The 17,211-nt window shown below is 55.2% G+C and carries 13 protein-coding genes; 9 read left to right on the top strand and 4 right to left on the bottom strand.

Features of this window, described 5'->3' with window-relative positions; translation table 11 throughout:
- Positions 1-17 precede the first annotated feature (17 nt).
- The 3 genes from polB (at position 18) to rluA (ending at position 6,120) form a co-directional block, all read left to right on the top strand.
- Positions 18-2,369 carry a DNA polymerase II gene (gene polB / locus ACLJPQ_RS11035; protein ID WP_080184993.1) on the top strand — a complete coding sequence of 784 codons (2,352 nt, stop codon included), beginning with the start codon at positions 18-20 and terminating at the stop codon, positions 2,367-2,369.
- Positions 2,370-2,542: 173 nt separating this feature from the next.
- Positions 2,543-5,449, top strand: a complete 2,907-nt coding sequence (gene rapA, locus ACLJPQ_RS11030; RefSeq protein ID WP_001116966.1) for an RNA polymerase-associated protein RapA — start codon at positions 2,543-2,545, stop codon at positions 5,447-5,449.
- Between the two features lie 11 nt (positions 5,450-5,460).
- Positions 5,461-6,120, top strand: coding sequence for a bifunctional tRNA pseudouridine(32) synthase/23S rRNA pseudouridine(746) synthase RluA (gene rluA, locus ACLJPQ_RS11025; RefSeq protein ID WP_000525196.1), 660 nt, complete (start codon positions 5,461-5,463; stop codon positions 6,118-6,120).
- Between the two features lie 94 nt (positions 6,121-6,214).
- Here the strand turns inward: rluA and djlA are convergent, their stop codons facing one another.
- Positions 6,215-7,027, bottom strand: a complete 813-nt coding sequence (gene djlA / locus ACLJPQ_RS11020) for a co-chaperone DjlA (protein ID WP_001200595.1) — start codon at positions 7,025-7,027, stop codon at positions 6,215-6,217.
- Between the two features lie 253 nt (positions 7,028-7,280).
- Here djlA and lptD point away from each other — a divergent pair, with 253 nt between their 5' ends.
- Genes lptD through apaH form a run of 6 tightly spaced genes read left to right on the top strand, consistent with a single transcriptional unit; the run spans position 7,281 to position 14,027 of the window.
- A complete protein-coding gene (gene lptD, locus ACLJPQ_RS11015; protein WP_000746116.1) occupies positions 7,281-9,641 on the top strand; it encodes an LPS assembly protein LptD in 2,361 nt (786 codons plus the stop codon).
- Between the two features lie 53 nt (positions 9,642-9,694).
- A complete protein-coding gene (gene surA / locus ACLJPQ_RS11010) occupies positions 9,695-10,981 on the top strand; it encodes a peptidylprolyl isomerase SurA (RefSeq protein ID WP_000800482.1) in 1,287 nt (428 codons plus the stop codon).
- Positions 10,981-11,970 carry a 4-hydroxythreonine-4-phosphate dehydrogenase PdxA gene (gene pdxA / locus ACLJPQ_RS11005; RefSeq protein WP_080184994.1) on the top strand — a complete coding sequence of 330 codons (990 nt, stop codon included), beginning with the start codon at positions 10,981-10,983 and terminating at the stop codon, positions 11,968-11,970. The genes surA and pdxA overlap by 1 nt, the downstream gene beginning before the upstream one ends.
- Positions 11,967-12,788 (top strand): 16S rRNA (adenine(1518)-N(6)/adenine(1519)-N(6))-dimethyltransferase RsmA, encoded by an 822-nt coding sequence (gene rsmA, locus ACLJPQ_RS11000; protein WP_001065397.1) that lies wholly within the window; start codon positions 11,967-11,969, stop codon positions 12,786-12,788. Before pdxA ends, rsmA begins: the two co-directional genes overlap by 4 nt.
- A 2-nt stretch (positions 12,789-12,790) precedes the next feature.
- Positions 12,791-13,168: a Co2+/Mg2+ efflux protein ApaG gene (apaG, locus tag ACLJPQ_RS10995; protein ID WP_000610894.1), complete on the top strand. Its 378-nt coding sequence runs from the start codon at positions 12,791-12,793 to the stop codon at positions 13,166-13,168.
- A 10-nt stretch (positions 13,169-13,178) separates the two neighbouring features.
- Complete coding sequence (gene apaH / locus ACLJPQ_RS10990; RefSeq protein WP_000257211.1) at positions 13,179-14,027, top strand: bis(5'-nucleosyl)-tetraphosphatase (symmetrical) ApaH; 849 nt, start codon at positions 13,179-13,181, stop codon at positions 14,025-14,027.
- Between the two features lie 105 nt (positions 14,028-14,132).
- On the opposite strand, the gene folA is transcribed toward apaH, so the two are convergent.
- The 3 genes from folA to kefF form a co-directional block, all read right to left on the bottom strand.
- Complete coding sequence (gene folA / locus ACLJPQ_RS10985) at positions 14,133-14,612, bottom strand: type 3 dihydrofolate reductase (protein WP_080184995.1); 480 nt, start codon at positions 14,610-14,612, stop codon at positions 14,133-14,135.
- A 198-nt stretch (positions 14,613-14,810) separates the two neighbouring features.
- Positions 14,811-16,673 carry a glutathione-regulated potassium-efflux system protein KefC gene (kefC, locus tag ACLJPQ_RS10980; RefSeq protein WP_000377169.1) on the bottom strand — a complete coding sequence of 621 codons (1,863 nt, stop codon included), beginning with the start codon at positions 16,671-16,673 and terminating at the stop codon, positions 14,811-14,813.
- Complete coding sequence (kefF, locus tag ACLJPQ_RS10975; RefSeq protein WP_000600706.1) at positions 16,666-17,196, bottom strand: glutathione-regulated potassium-efflux system oxidoreductase KefF; 531 nt, start codon at positions 17,194-17,196, stop codon at positions 16,666-16,668. Before kefF ends, kefC begins: the two co-directional genes overlap by 8 nt.
- Positions 17,197-17,211 lie beyond the last annotated feature (15 nt).

Raw genomic sequence — 17,211 nt, 5'->3', positions numbered from 1 at the left:
TTAGACAGGTAATCATCGTGGCGCAGGCAGGTTTCATTTTAACCCGGCACTGGCGGGATACGCCGCAAGGAACGGAGGTCTCTTTCTGGCTGGCGACAGACAACGGCCCTGTGCAGGCGACGCTGGCGCCGCAGGAGTCCGTGGCGTTTATTCCGACCAGCCAGACCTCCCGCGCCGCCTCGCTGCTACAGGCGGAAAAAGACTATCGCCTGACGCCGCTCCAGCTGCGAGACTTTCATCGTCAGCCGGTATCCGGTCTGTATTGCCGCACTCACCGCCAGCTTATGCGGATGGAGAAACTGCTGCGCGAAAGCGGCGTCACCGTTTATGAAGCGGATGTACGCCCGCCGGAACGTTACCTGATGGAACGTTTTATTACGTCGCCCGTTTGGGTAGACGGCGAGATGCGCAACGGCGTTATCCTCAATGCGCGTCTTAAACCCCACCCCGACTATCGACCGCCGCTAAAATGGGTCTCGCTGGATATCGAAACCACGCGACACGGCGAACTGTATTGCATTGGTCTGGAAGGATGCGGCCAGCGTACCGTTTATATGCTGGGTCCGGCGAATGGCGATGACCGCCAACTGGACTTCGAGCTTGTGTATGTCGCCAGCCGCCCGCAGTTGCTGGAAAAACTCAACGCCTGGTTTGCCGAACATGATCCTGACGTCATCATCGGCTGGAACGTGGTGCAGTTCGACCTGCGTATGCTGCAAAAACATGCCGAACGCTACCGTATCCCTTTACGGCTGGGGCGAGACAATAGCGAACTGGAGTGGCGCGAACATGGCTTCAAAAACGGCGTTTTTTTCGCCCAGGCCAGAGGGCGAGTTATTATCGATGGTATCGACGCGCTTAAATCCGCGTTCTGGAATTTTTCGTCTTTTTCGCTGGAAGCCGTCTCGCAGGAACTGCTCGGCGAAGGAAAATCCATTGATAATCCCTGGGATCGTATGGATGAGATCGATCGCCGCTTTGCCCAGGATAAACCCGCCCTCGCCACCTACAACCTGAAAGACTGCGAGCTGGTCACGCGCATTTTCCATAAAACCGAGATCATGCCGTTTTTGCTGGAACGCGCGACGATCAACGGCCTGCCGGTCGATCGCCACGGCGGTTCAGTCGCCGCATTCGGGCATCTTTACTTTCCGCGAATGCACCGCGCCGGCTATGTCGCGCCCAATCTCGGCGAAGTGCCGCCGCTGGCAAGTCCCGGCGGCTACGTAATGGATTCACAACCCGGATTATACGATTCAGTACTGGTGCTGGATTATAAAAGCCTGTACCCGTCGATTATCCGCACGTTTTTGATTGATCCCGTCGGGCTGGTCGAAGGCATGGCGCAGCCGGATCCGGAACACAGTACCGAAGGTTTCCTTGACGCCTGGTTTTCACGAGAAAAGCACTGCCTGCCGGAAATTGTTAGCCAAATCTGGCACGGGCGCGATGAAGCCAAACGTCAGGGTAATAAACCGCTCTCGCAGGCGCTTAAAATCATTATGAACGCCTTTTATGGCGTACTCGGCACCACGGCCTGTCGCTTTTTCGATCCCCGTCTGGCGTCGTCAATCACCATGCGCGGTCATGCGATTATGCGCCAGACCAAAGCGCTGATTGAGGCGCAGGGTTATGACGTGATTTATGGCGATACCGATTCCACTTTCGTCTGGCTCCGGCGCGCGCATTCAGAAGCCGATGCGGCGGAAATCGGGCACAGGCTGGTGCGTCACGTGAACGAATGGTGGGCGCAGACGTTACAACAGCAAAATTTGACCAGCGCGCTGGAGCTGGAGTTTGAAACCCACTTTTGCCGTTTTCTGATGCCGACCATCCGCGGCGCGGATACTGGCAGTAAAAAACGCTACGCGGGCCTGATTCAGGAAGGCGACAGCCAGCGCATGGTATTTAAAGGTCTGGAAACGGTGCGGACCGACTGGACGCCGCTGGCGCAGCGCTTTCAACAGGAGCTGTATCTGCGTGTTTTTCGCAATGAACCTTATCAAGACTATGTGCGTGAGACTATCGATAAACTGATGGCGGGCGAACTGGACGCGCAGTTGGTTTATCGTAAGCGTCTGCGTCGCTCTTTACATGAGTACCAACGTAACGTTCCGCCGCACGTTCGCGCCGCCCGGCTGGCGGATGAACAAAACCTGAAGCAGGGTCGTCCGGCGCAGTATCAGAATCGCGGCGCCATAAAATATGTCTGGACTGTTAACGGCCCCGAGCCCGTGGATTACCAGCAGTCGCCGCTGGATTACGAACACTATCTTACCCGCCAGCTACAACCCGTGGCGGAAGGAATTCTTCCCTTCGTTGAAGATAATTTTGCTACACTACTGACCGGGCAACTGGGGCTATTTTGACGCGTGACGAAAGCGCCGCCTTCCAGTACCATAGCGCCCTTTCCATTCCTGGACCTAATTAACGCCACTACCACATTAGCCTGGTAGCGGGGTCGTATACTCGCAATTATCCAGTGCTGTCGCCTGGGAATGGCGAGTAATGCCTGCAATTAAAGATATAGAGCCGAACACATATGCCTTTTACACTTGGTCAACGCTGGATCAGCGATACAGAAAGCGAGCTGGGACTTGGAACCGTTGTTGCGATGGATGCGCGAACCGTCACCTTACTTTTCCCGTCCACGGGGGAAAACCGCCTGTATGCGCGCAGTGATTCTCCCGTGACCCGCGTCATGTTCAACCCTGGCGATACGATTACAAGCCATGAAGGCTGGCAGCTACATATCGATGAAGTAAAAGAAGAAAATGGCCTGCTTGTTTATGTCGGCACCCGCCTGGATACCGAAGAGACCAATGTGACGCTGCGCGAAGTTCTGCTCGACAGCAAGTTGGTTTTCAGTAAGCCCCAGGATCGTCTGTTCGCCGGTCAAATCGATCGAATGGATCGGTTCGCGCTGCGCTATCGCGCCCGTAAATTTCAGAGCGAGCAGTACCGGATGCCATACAGCGGCCTGCGCGGTCAGCGGACCAATCTGATCCCGCATCAGCTTAATATCGCTCATGATGTGGGTCGTCGCCATGCGCCGCGCGTACTGCTGGCGGATGAAGTGGGCTTAGGTAAAACCATTGAAGCCGGGATGATACTGCATCAACAGTTATTATCCGGCGCGGCGGAACGCGTATTGATCATTGTTCCGGAAACCCTGCAACACCAGTGGCTGGTAGAAATGCTGCGCCGTTTCAACCTGCGCTTCGCGCTGTTCGATGACGAACGCTATACCGAAGCGCAGCACGACGCGTATAACCCGTTTGAAACCGAACAACTGGTGATCTGCTCGCTGGATTTCGCCCGCCGTAATAAGCAGCGTCTGGAACATTTGTGCGACGCCGAGTGGGATTTGCTGGTGGTCGACGAAGCGCATCATCTGGTGTGGAGTACCGATGCGCCGAGCCGTGAATATATGGCCATTGAACAGTTAGCTGAACGCGTACCGGGCGTGCTGCTGCTGACCGCCACGCCAGAACAACTGGGGATGGAAAGCCATTTCGCCCGTCTGCGCCTGCTCGATCCGAACCGTTTCCACGATTTCGAACAGTTTGTCGAAGAACAGAAAAACTACCGCCCTGTCGCCGATGCGGTGGCCATGCTGCTGGCGGGCAATAAACTCAGCAACGACGAACTGAACAGGCTGGGCGATCTGATCGGCGAACAGGATATTGAACCGCTGTTGCAGGCCGCTAATAGCGATCGCGACGACGCGCAGGCCGCCCGTGATGAGCTGGTGTCGATGCTGATGGATCGCCACGGCACCAGCCGCGTTCTGTTCCGCAACACCCGTAACGGCGTCAAGGGGTTCCCGAAACGTGAACTACATACGGTAAAACTGCCGCTGCCGACCCAGTATCAGACCGCCATTAAGGTCTCCGGCATTATGGGCGCGCGTAAAAGCGCGGAAGATCGCGCCCGCGATATGCTCTATCCGGAACAAATTTATCAGGAGTTCGAAGGCGATACCGGCACCTGGTGGAACTTCGACCCACGCGTTGAGTGGCTGATGGGCTATCTGACCAGCCATCGTTCGCAAAAAGTGCTGGTGATCTGCGCTAAGGCGACCACCGCGTTACAGCTGGAGCAGGTGCTGCGCGAACGCGAAGGCATCCGCGCCGCCGTGTTCCATGAGGGCATGTCGATTATCGAACGCGACCGCGCCGCCGCCTGGTTCGCCGAAGAAGATACCGGCGCGCAGGTGCTGTTATGTTCCGAAATCGGCTCCGAAGGACGTAACTTCCAGTTTGCCAGCAATCTGGTGATGTTCGACTTGCCGTTTAACCCGGATCTGCTGGAACAGCGTATTGGTCGTCTGGATCGTATCGGACAGGCGCATGATATCCAGATCCACGTCCCGTACCTGGAAAAAACCGCCCAGTCGGTGCTGGTTCGCTGGTATCACGAAGGGCTGGACGCCTTTGAGCATACCTGCCCGACCGGTCGCGCGATTTATGATTCAGCCTACGCCAGTCTGATTAACTATCTGGCCGCGCCTGAAGAAACCGACGGGTTTGACGATCTGATCAAATCCTGCCGCGAACAACATGAAGCGCTAAAAGCCCAGTTAGAACAGGGCCGCGACCGCCTGCTGGAGATCCACTCCAACGGCGGAGAAAAAGCCCAACAGCTCGCACAAAGCATTGAAGAACAGGACGACGACACCAACCTGATCGCGTTCGCCATGAACCTGTTCGATATCGTCGGCATTAACCAGGACGATCGCGGCGACAACCTGATCGTGCTGACGCCGTCCGACCACATGTTGGTGCCGGATTTCCCCGGCCTGCCGGAAGACGGCTGTACTATCACGTTTGAACGTGACGTAGCCCTGTCTCGCGAAGATGCGCAGTTTATTACCTGGGAACATCCGCTCATCCGTAACGGACTGGATCTGATCCTCTCCGGCGACACCGGCAGCAGCACCATTTCGCTGTTGAAAAATAAAGCGCTGCCCGTCGGCACGCTGCTGGTCGAACTGGTTTACGTCGTGGAAGCGCAGGCGCCGAAACAGCTACAACTGAACCGCTTCCTGCCGCCGACGCCGGTACGTATGCTGTTAGATAAAAACGGCAACAATCTGGCCGCCCAGGTCGAGTTTGAAACCTTCAACCGTCAGCTCAGCGCCGTGAATCGCCACACCGGCAGCAAACTGGTTAACGCCGTGCAACAGGACGTCCACGCCATTTTGCAACTGGGCGAGACGCAGATTGAAAAGTCCGCCAGAGCGCTGATTGATAACGCGCGTCGCGAGGCGGATGAAAAACTGTCCGGGGAACTGTCGCGTCTGGAAGCGCTGCGCGCCGTCAACCCGAACATTCGCGACGACGAACTTGCCGCTATCGACAGCAACCGTCAGCAGGTGCTGGAAAGCCTGAATCAGGCAGGCTGGCGTCTGGACGCGCTGCGTCTTATCGTCGTCACGCACCAATAACGGAGCCGTACATGGGGATGGAAAACTACAATCCGCCGCAGGAACCCTGGCTGGTTATCCTGTATCAGGATGAGCACATTATGGTGGTCAATAAGCCCAGCGGCCTGTTGTCCGTGCCGGGGCGTCTGGAAGCGCACAAAGACAGCATTATGACGCGTATCCAGCGCGACTACCCGCAGGCAGAATCGGTGCATCGTCTGGATATGGCCACCAGCGGCGTGATTGTAGTGGCGCTGACCAAAGCCGCGGAGCGGGAGCTAAAACGCCAGTTCCGCGAACGTGAGCCGAAAAAGCAGTATGTGGCGCGCGTATGGGGGCATCCCTCCCCGGCGGAAGGACTGGTCGACTTACCGCTCATCTGCGACTGGCCGAACCGGCCAAAGCAGAAAGTGTGTTATGAAACCGGCAAACCGGCGCAAACGGAATATAACGTGGTGGAGTTTGCGGCGGATAATACCGCCCGCGTGGTGCTCAAGCCGATCACCGGACGTTCACATCAGCTTCGTGTGCATATGCTGGCGTTAGGCCACCCGATTTTAGGCGATCGGTTTTACGCCTCGCCGGAAGCGTTGTCGCTAGCGCCGCGTTTGCAGTTACACGCCGAAATGCTGACCATTACCCATCCCGCTTACGGTAACAGCATGACGTTTAAAGTCCCGGCAGATTTTTAAATTCTGAGCCAATTTATGCTGGGGCGCTTCGCTTGCCCGGCCTACATTCATTAACGTAGGCCGGATAAGGCGCTAGCCGCATCCGGCAATTCAATCACTTGAAGCCTTTCTGTTCTTTGATTAGCTCATACGCTTTCTGAATTTCCTGCGCTTTTTGCTTCGCCATCTCCATCATCTCCGGCGGCAAACCTTTGGCCACCAGCTTATCGGGATGATGCTCGCTCATCAGTTTGCGATAAGCGCGTTTAATGGTGGTTGCATCATCGGTGGTTTTAACCCCCAGCACATTACAGGCATCTTCCAGCGTCGGGCCGCGCTGCGCCTGCTGCCAGCCGCCGCCGGACTGTTGATGATAACCGCCGCCAAACTGCGCGCCGCCCTGCATCATGCGCAGAAACTGATCGAACTGTACGCGGGAAATACCTAGCTCTTCCGCAATCACATACAGCACTTCCCGCTCATTAGGGTGCAGCGAGCCATCGGCAAACGCCGCCTGGATCTGAATTTCCAGAAACATCCGGATCAGATCAAAACGCCCGAAGCAGACGCTACGAAACTGCCGCATCTTTTCACGTAATGGGTAATTATCCGCTTTTCCGACCCGAAAGGCGTTCTGCGCGGCAGTACGTGAATCGCCGTGTAAATTCATACGATCCATCAACTGACTGGCGATATGAATATCTGCTTCCGTCACCCGTCCTTTTGATTTGGTTAAGTGGCCCATCACTTCAAAGGTGGTGGCAAAAAACAGCGCCTGCCGTTCCCGCTGGTTGGCAAACCACGCCATTTTTCGGCTGCGGGCTTTGTCGAACATATGGCCCACCAGCAGACCCAGGACCACGCCCCAAAAGCCGCCGCCCATCATCAGGGCTACGGCGACGCCAATTATCTTTCCCCAGTACTGCATAGACTCCCCAAAACGTTACGCTATCGGTGAGGCTATCTCCCACAAAATAAGGTGCTTTTCTGCGAATGAAGGCTACGGTCAATTGTGGGACATCGCCTATAATTTGCATTATCATACCTGTCATTCAATGCCGTGCCTAACACCACAGACGCTAAACGGCAGGATTAACACTGGCGCAGCGAAGATGAGTAAGTTAGGCTGTGACCGTTTGTCACGCGCAACGCTACCGATGATGGAACAATAAATACAACGTATGAAAAAACGTATTCCCACTCTTCTGGCCACCATGATCGCCAGCGCCCTTTATAGTCATCAGGGGCTGGCAGCCGATCTCGCCTCACAGTGTATGTTGGGCGTGCCGAGCTACGATCGTCCTCTGGTAAAAGGCGATACCAACGATCTGCCGGTTACTATCAATGCCGATAACGCTAAAGGTAACTACCCGGACGATGCCGTTTTTACCGGCAACGTGGACATTATGCAGGGGAATAGCCGCCTGCAAGCGGATGAAGTGCAGCTTCATCAGAAGCAGGCGGAAGGTCAGCCGGAACCTGTACGCACCGTCGATGCGCTGGGTAATGTGCATTATGATGACAATCAGGTCATCCTTAAAGGGCCGAAGGGCTGGGCGAACCTGAACACCAAAGACACGAACGTCTGGGAAGGCGATTACCAGATGGTGGGCCGTCAGGGGCGCGGTAAAGCCGATCTCATGAAGCAGCGCGGCGAAAACCGCTATACCATTCTGGAAAACGGCAGCTTTACCTCCTGTCTGCCTGGCTCCGATACCTGGAGCGTGGTGGGGAGTGAAGTCATCCATGACCGTGAAGAACAGGTTGCGGAGATCTGGAACGCCCGGTTTAAAGTAGGTCCGGTTCCGATCTTTTATAGTCCCTATTTACAGCTACCCGTCGGTGACAAACGTCGCTCAGGTTTCCTGATCCCGAACGCGAAATACACGACCAAGAACTATTTCGAGTTCTACTTACCGTATTACTGGAACATCGCGCCCAATATGGACGCCACCATCACCCCGCACTATATGCACCGCCGCGGCAATATTATGTGGGAGAACGAATTCCGTTATCTCACGCAGGCAGGCGCCGGGTTGATGGAATTAGATTATCTGCCTTCTGATAAAGTCTACGAGGACGATCACCCCAAAGAGGGCGATAAGCACCGCTGGTTATTCTACTGGCAGCACTCAGGCGTGATGGATCAGGTGTGGCGTTTTAACGTCGATTACACCAAAGTCAGCGACTCCAGCTACTTTAATGATTTCGACAGTAAGTACGGTTCCAGTACCGACGGCTACGCAACGCAGAAATTCAGCGTCGGCTACGCCGTACAAAACTTTGACGCTACGGTGTCGACCAAACAATTCCAGGTCTTTAACGATCAAAACACCAGCAGCTACTCTGCGGAGCCGCAGTTAGACGTTAACTACTACCATAACGATCTCGGGCCGTTTGATACCCGGATTTACGGCCAGGCGGTGCACTTTGTTAACACCAAAGACAATATGCCGGAAGCGACCCGCGTCCACCTGGAGCCAACCATCAATTTGCCGCTCTCCAACCGCTGGGGCAGCCTGAACACCGAAGCGAAGCTGATGGCGACGCACTATCAGCAAACGAATCTGGACAGCTATAACAGCGATCCAAACAATAAAAATAAGCTGGAAGATTCGGTTAACCGCGTCATGCCGCAGTTTAAAGTCGACGGTAAGCTCATCTTCGAACGCGATATGGCGATGCTGGCGCCGGGGTATACCCAGACGCTGGAACCACGCGTGCAGTACCTGTATGTGCCGTACCGCGACCAGAGCGGCATCTATAACTACGATTCTTCTTTGCTGCAATCCGACTATAACGGCCTGTTCCGCGACCGCACTTATGGCGGTCTCGACCGTATTGCTTCCGCCAACCAGGTCACGACCGGCGTCACAACACGCATTTATGATGATGCCGCCGTTGAACGTTTTAACGTTTCTGTTGGTCAAATCTACTATTTCACGGAGTCTCGCACCGGCGATGACAACATTAAATGGGAGAATGACGACAAAACCGGTTCGCTGGTTTGGGCAGGCGACACTTACTGGCGTATTTCAGAACGCTGGGGGCTGCGTAGCGGAGTGCAGTACGATACCCGTCTGGATAGCGTCGCTACCAGCAGCAGCAGCCTCGAATACCGTCGGGATCAGGATCGTCTGGTACAGTTGAACTACCGCTATGCCAGCCCGGAATATATTCAGGCTACGTTGCCTTCGTATTATTCCACGGCAGAGCAGTATAAAAACGGCATCAATCAGGTGGGCGCGGTGGCAAGTTGGCCGATTGCCGATCGCTGGTCGATTGTCGGCGCGTACTACTTCGATACCAATTCGAGCAAACCTGCAGACCAGATGCTCGGCTTGCAGTACAACTCTTGCTGCTATGCGATCCGCGTCGGATACGAACGTAAGCTGAACGGTTGGGATAACGATAAACAACACGCGATTTATGATAACGCGATTGGCTTCAACATTGAGCTGCGCGGTTTGAGCTCTAACTACGGCCTCGGCACGCAAGAAATGTTGCGTTCGAACATTCTGCCGTACCAAAGCTCTATGTAATCTGATTGATTTACAACGTAATCCGCATTGCGGTTAATTGAAATGGAAAAAGTATGAAGAACTGGAAAACGCTGCTTCTCGGTATCGCCATGATCGCGAATACCAGTTTCGCTGCCCCCCAGGTAGTCGATAAAGTCGCAGCCGTCGTCAATAATGGCGTCGTGCTGGAAAGCGACGTTGATGGCTTAATGCAATCAGTCAAACTCAACGCGGGTCAGGCAGGTCAGCAGCTTCCGGACGACGCCACGCTGCGTCACCAGATCCTGGAACGTTTGATTATGGATCAAATTATCCTGCAGATGGGTCAGAAGATGGGGGTGAAGATCACGGATGAGCAGTTGGATCAGGCCATCGCCAACATCGCCAAACAAAACAATATGACGATGGATCAGATGCGCAGCCGTCTGGCTTACGATGGGCTGAACTATTCAACCTACCGTAACCAGATTCGTAAAGAGATGATTATCTCTGAAGTGCGCAACAATGAGGTTCGTCGCCGTATCACCGTTTTGCCGCAAGAAGTTGACGCGCTGGCAAAACAGATTGGCACCCAAAACGACGCCAGCACCGAGCTGAACCTGAGCCATATCCTGATTGCTCTGCCGGAAAACCCAACCTCCGAGCAGGTTAACGACGCGCAGCGCCAGGCGGAAAGCATTGTTGAAGAAGCGCGTAACGGCGCAGATTTCGGCAAACTGGCGATTACCTACTCTGCCGACCAGCAGGCGCTAAAAGGCGGTCAGATGGGCTGGGGCCGTATCCAGGAGCTGCCGGGGATTTTCGCCCAGGCGCTGAGCACCGCGAAGAAAGGCGACATTGTCGGCCCGATTCGCTCCGGCGTCGGCTTCCACATTCTGAAAGTAAATGACCTGCGCGGTCAGAGCCAGAGTATCTCCGTGACCGAAGTTCACGCTCGTCACATTCTGCTTAAGCCGTCGCCGATCATGAACGATCAGCAGGCGCGCCTGAAGCTGGAAGAAATCGCGGCTGACATTAAGAGTGGTAAAACCACATTTGCCGCTGCGGCGAAAGAGTACTCTCAGGACCCGGGCTCCGCTAACCAGGGCGGTGATTTGGGTTGGGCTACGCCAGATATTTTCGATCCGGCGTTCCGCGACGCGCTGACGAAGCTGCATAAAGGCCAAATAAGCGCGCCGGTACACTCCTCTTTCGGCTGGCATCTGATCGAATTGCTGGATACGCGTAAGGTAGACAAAACCGATGCGGCGCAGAAAGATCGCGCTTATCGTATGCTGATGAACCGTAAGTTCTCAGAAGAAGCGGCGACCTGGATGCAAGAACAGCGCGCCAGCGCTTACGTTAAGATTTTGAGTAACTAATGAGCAGTGCGCAACGCGTTGTTATCACTCCCGGCGAACCCGCCGGGATTGGCCCCGATCTTGTCGTCCAACTGGCGCAACGCGCGTGGCCGATTGAACTGGTCGTCTGTGCGGACGGCGCGCTCCTGACGGAGCGGGCCGCCATGCTCGGCCTGCCCCTCTCGCTTCTCCCTTACTCGCCTGATGTCCCCGCTGCGCCGCAGCCCGCGGGAACGCTGACCCTATTGCCGGTCTCGCTGCGCGTGCCTGCCATCCCCGGTCAGTTGACGGTAGAAAATGGCCCCTATGTGGTAGAGACGCTGGCGCGAGCGTGTGATGGCTGTCTGAACGGTGAATTTGCCGCGCTGATCACAGGCCCCGTGCACAAAGGCGTTATTAACGACGCAGGCATTCCGTTTACCGGTCATACCGAGTTTTTCGAAGAGCGTTCGCAGGCGAAAAAAGTCGTGATGATGCTGGCAACCGAAGAACTTCGCGTGGCGCTGGCGACCACGCATCTGCCGCTACGGGCGATTGCAGACGCCATCACCCCTGCGCTTTTGCACGAAGTGATTGCTATTTTGCATCACGATTTGCGGACCAAATTTGGTATTGCCGAACCGCGCATTCTTGTCTGTGGCCTGAATCCGCACGCGGGCGAAGGCGGTCATATGGGCACGGAAGAGATAGACACCATCATTCCGGTGCTCGACGAGCTGCGGGCGCAGGGAATGAAACTCAACGGGCCGCTACCTGCTGATACGCTGTTTCAGCCCAAATATCTCGATAATGCCGACGCGGTGCTGGCAATGTACCACGATCAGGGCCTGCCCGTGCTAAAATACCAGGGATTCGGTCGGGGAGTGAATATTACGCTCGGCCTACCTTTTATTCGAACCTCCGTTGATCACGGCACCGCGCTTGAACTGGCGGGCCGAGGAAAAGCGGATGTCGGCAGTTTTATTACGGCGCTTAATCTCGCCATCAAAATGATTGTTAATACCCAATGAATAATCGAGTCCATCAGGGCCATTTAGCCCGTAAACGCTTCGGGCAAAACTTTCTCAACGATCGGTTTGTGATCGACAGTATTGTTTCTGCTATTAATCCGCAAAAAGGCCAGGCGATGGTTGAAATCGGCCCCGGTCTGGCGGCGCTGACGGAGCCGGTCGGCGAACGACTGGATAAGCTCACGGTCATTGAACTTGACCGCGATCTGGCGGCGCGTTTGCAAACCCATCCGTTTTTAGGGCCGAAGCTGACTATTTATCAGCAGGACGCCATGACCATGAACTTTGGCGAACTGTCTGCGCAGTTGGGCCAACCGCTGCGTGTGTTCGGCAATCTGCCCTATAATATCTCCACCCCGCTGATGTTCCATCTCTTTAGCTATACTGATGCCATTGCCGACATGCACTTTATGTTGCAAAAAGAAGTGGTAAATCGTCTGGTTGCAGGGCCGAACAGCAAAGCGTATGGTCGTTTAAGCGTGATGGCGCAATATTACTGTCAGGTGATCCCGGTGCTTGAAGTGCCGCCATCCGCCTTCACGCCGCCGCCCAAAGTGGACTCCGCCGTGGTGCGTCTGGTTCCACACGCAACAATGCCTTACCCGGTTAAAGATATTCGCGTGTTGAGCCGTATTACCACCGAGGCCTTTAACCAGCGCCGTAAAACGATCCGTAACAGTCTCGGCAACCTTTTTAGCGTTGAGACGTTGACGGAAATGGGTATTGACCCGGCAATGCGCGCGGAAAATATCTCTGTCGCGCAGTACTGCCAGATGGCCAACTATCTGTCGGAAAACGCGCCTTTGAAGGAGAGTTAAACATGATCAATTCGCCCAGAGTGTGTATTCAGGTGCAAAGCGTCTACATTGAGGCGCAATCCTCACCTGACGATGAACGTTACGTTTTTGCCTATACCGTAACCATCCGCAATCTGGGTCGGGCGCCAGTGCAGCTATTGGGCCGCTACTGGCTGATTACCAATGGTCATGGCCGTGAAACCGAAGTCCAGGGCGAAGGTGTGGTTGGCGTCCAGCCGCGCATTGCGCCTGGCGAAGAGTATCAGTACACCAGCGGCGCGGTAATTGAAACGCCGCTGGGCACCATGCAGGGTCATTACGAAATGATCGATGAAAATGGCGACGCCTTTACCATCGACATTCCCGTGTTTCGACTCGCCGTCCCTACACTCATTCACTAAAATTATAACAATGGCAACTTATCTCATCGGCGACGTTCACGGTTGCTACGACGAACTGATCGCCTTATTACAGCAAGTGGAATTTACGCCAGATACAGACACTCTGTGGCTGACTGGCGATTTGGTCGCCCGCGGTCCCGGTTCGCTGGACGTGTTACGCTACGTCAAATCGCTTGGCAATAGCGTGCGTTTGGTGCTGGGGAATCACGATTTACACCTGTTGGCCGTATTCGCCGGGATTAGCCGCAACAAACCTAAAGACCGGCTGACCCCGCTTCTTGAAGCGCCGGACGCCGATGAGCTGTTGAATTGGTTACGCCGTCAGCCGCTGTTGCAGGTAGATGAAGAGAAAAAGCTGGTCATGGCGCATGCGGGTATTACCCCACAGTGGGATTTGCAGACGGCAAAAGAGTGCGCCCGCGATGTTGAAGCGGTGCTGTCGAGCGACTCGTACCCCTTTTTCCTCGACGCGATGTATGGCGATATGCCGAATAACTGGTCGCCGGAGTTAAGCGGTCTGGCGCGGCTACGCTTTATTACTAATGCCTTTACCCGTATGCGTTACTGCTTTCCTAACGGTCAACTGGATATGTACAGCAAAGCGTCGCCGGAAAATGCCCCTGCGCCGCTGAAGCCGTGGTTCGCCATTCCGGGACCGGTGAGCGAGGCTTACAGTATTGCTTTCGGGCACTGGGCGTCGCTGGAAGGGAAAGGGACGCCGGAAGGTATTTACGCGCTGGATACCGGCTGCTGCTGGGGTGGGGAGTTGACCTGTTTACGCTGGGAAGATAAACAGTATTTTGTGCAGCCGTCAAACCGCCAGATGGATATGGGCGAAGGCGAAGCGGTCAACGCCTGATAGGTTTATGCCTGATGGCGCTACGCTTATCAGGCCTACATCTATCTACATCTGGCTCAAGAGTAGGCCGGATAAGGCGTTTCGCCGCCATCCGGCACTACAGCGTTAACGTCGTTCCAGAATCTCGAAACAATAGCTGTGAGAATTCTGCGCGTCGGCATCGTGAAACTCACTGAATACCGATTCCCAGTCATCCGGTTCATAATCCGGAAAATGGGTATCGCCTTCGACTTCCGCATCAATATGCGTCAGATAAAGCTTCTGCGCCTTTGGCAGGAACTGCTCGTACACGCGCCCGCCGCCAATGACCATAATTTCCGGCGCATCGCCGCAAGCGGCAATCGCCTCATCGACAGACTTCACCCACTGCACGCGATCGTCGGTGCCCGCCTGGCTGCTGATAACAATATTTTTACGTCCCGGTAAGGGGCGTCCGATGGACTCCCAGGTGTGACGTCCCATGACGACAGGTTTATTTAACGTGTTACGTTTAAACCAGGCGAGATCGGCAGGCAGGTTCCACGGCATGGCGTTTTCCATACCGATGACGCGATCCACCGCTAACGCCGCAATCAGACTGATCATTAATTATTTCCTGATACAAAAAAAATTGCCGCCACTATACGTAAAGCGCAATCTTTCGTCGACTGACGAAAAGAGGATGAGCACGAAAATTTTTCGTTCTGCTGGCGACGCCACTCATTTGATGTGGAGCGCCAGCATTACAGTAGTTCAAAAACAGCCAATTAGCAGTAAAGTTTGCAGAACATCACATTTTTTACTTTAGATTGACGGTTTGACCTCGGGTTCATCAGCGGCCTCCCCGGAATGTTTGCCCTCAGCCGTTCCCTGCCAGCCGTGGCGCTGAATCAACGACAGATGCTCCCGGTCCTCGGTAATAATTTCGCTCAACATCGCGCTGGTACGTTTATAGGCGGCGGCACGAGATAACGGATCGTTTTCCCCTTTCGCCATCTCTTCCACCATCCGGGTATTAAAATGGCGGAACAGATCCGCGCGCTCGCGGGCTTCATAACGCCCTAGCCCCAGCGCTTCCAGCGCCTGTCGTCCGCTTTTGAGCGCGCCTTCGAAGGTTTCACGTTCGGGCATCGCCACACCAGCCTGGCGCAGGCGAATGTAATGATCGACATCACGGGCGCGGGCGATAATCTGCAGATGCGGGAAATGCGACTTCACCAGTTCACTCAGTTGCAAATTGGTTTGCGGATCGTCAATAGCGTTAATCAATACCTCCGCCTTCGCCGCTCCGGCAGATTCCAGCAAATCCATACGCGTCGCGTCGCCATAAAAAACCTTCATGCCGAATTTACGCAGCGTTTCGATATGATCGGGGTCGTGATCGAGCACCACCATCTTCACCCCGCTCGACAGCAGCAAACGCCCGGCTATCTGCCCAAATCGTCCAAACCCGGCCACAATAACCCGCGGCTGCTCTTCGTCGATTTCATCCGCCTCGCGCGCTTCACCCGTCGCGGTCTTCTCCATGCGCGTCAGCAGCACCAGAAAAATCGGCGTTGCCGCCATCGACAGCGCGACCGCCAGCGTCAGCGCTTTTGCCCATTCCGGCTCAAGTACACCCGCCATTTGCGCCGCGCCAAAAACCACAAACGCAAACTCACTTCCCTGGCCTAATAAGACGGCAAACCAGCGACGCTGTTTTGCCGGTACGCCCAGCGGCCTCGCGACCAGCCACAGCATGACGATTTTGATTGCCAGAAAACCGGCCAACAACAGCAGAATGCGCAGTGGATTCTCCACCAGCGTGCCGAAATCAATCGACATGCCGACGCCAATAAAGAACAGCCCCAGCAGCAACCCCTTAAAGGGTTCAATATCGCTTTCCAGCGCATGACGATATTCTGAACTCGCCAGCAGAACGCCCGCCAGGAACGCGCCCATCGCCATTGACAGCCCAACCTCTTCCAGCAACAGGCCGAAACCAAACACCAGAAATAGCGCCACGGCGCTGAACACTTCCCGCAAACCAGAACGCGCGACAAAGCGCAGCGCCGGGCGCGTGACGTAGCGTCCCAGCAGCACCACCAGCGCCAACGCGCCTGCGACTTTCAACGCCGATAGCGCAAACGCGCCAAGCGTGGTGGATGCGCCGCTGGCGGCCAGCAGCGGGATCATCGCCACCAGCGGGATCGCCGCGATATCCTGGAACAAGAGCACTGCGAATGCGCTACGCCCTACTTGCGAAACGGTCAGGTTACGCTCATTCATTGCCTGCATGGCGATAGCCGTGGACGAAAGCGCCAGCGTCATGCCAATCAGTTCCGCCACCTGCCAACGCAGGCCAAGAAACATACAAAACAGACCAATCAGTCCGCCGCAGACCACCATCTGTAACGCGCCGCCACCAAATACCGAGGCGCGCAGCTTCCATAACCGTTGCGGGTCCAGCTCAAGCCCAATAACAAACAACATCAGCACGACGCCGATTTCCGCAAAATGCAGAATAGATTCGGCGTCCGTCACCAGCCGTAGCCCCCAGGGGCCGATAATGCAACCCGCAATCAGATACCCCAGCACCGATCCTAAGCCCAAACGTACCGCAATCGGCACAATCAGCGCCGCCGAACCAAGATAGATCAGCGCCTGCAGTAGAGTATGGCTATCCATGATTCACCTCCTGCCATGCCAGTAAACGCTGTTTATACTGACGCGCCTGCGCCTGTAAGGTGTCGTCATCGCAAATGAACGTGCAGTGCATGGCAAACGGCGGCAGCCATTTAAGGCCGCAATAGAGCGCCGTCGCCTGTAGCGGCTGAGAAAGGACGTCAAATCCGGGATGGGAGCCGATAGCAAAGTGGTTTTCACCACCGCCGGTCGTTACCGCCCACAGCAGATGTTTACCATGCAATGCCGTACCGCCATGACCGTAAGCCCAGCCGTGGGTGAGGACTTTATCCATCCATAATTTGAGTAAAGGAGGGACGCTGTACCACTGCATCGGATGCTGCCAGACGATAAGACTCGCGCGCGACAGCGCCTCCTGCTCGGCGGCAACGTCAATATTGAAATCGGGATAGAGGTGATAAAGCGAACGTATTTCGACGTTTTCCAGCGTCCCTGCCTGTTCAAGCATCCGCTTATTCGCATGAGAATGATGCGGATACGGATGCGCATAAATAATGAGGATCATGATTAGCCTGTGATG

The sequence above is a fragment of the Salmonella sp. SAL04213 genome (assembly GCF_046550535.1).
GTDB lineage: Bacteria > Pseudomonadota > Gammaproteobacteria > Enterobacterales > Enterobacteriaceae > Salmonella > Salmonella enterica.
The sequence above is the reverse complement of the archived record's forward strand: the minus strand, read 5'-3'. Positions and strand labels throughout refer to the sequence as shown.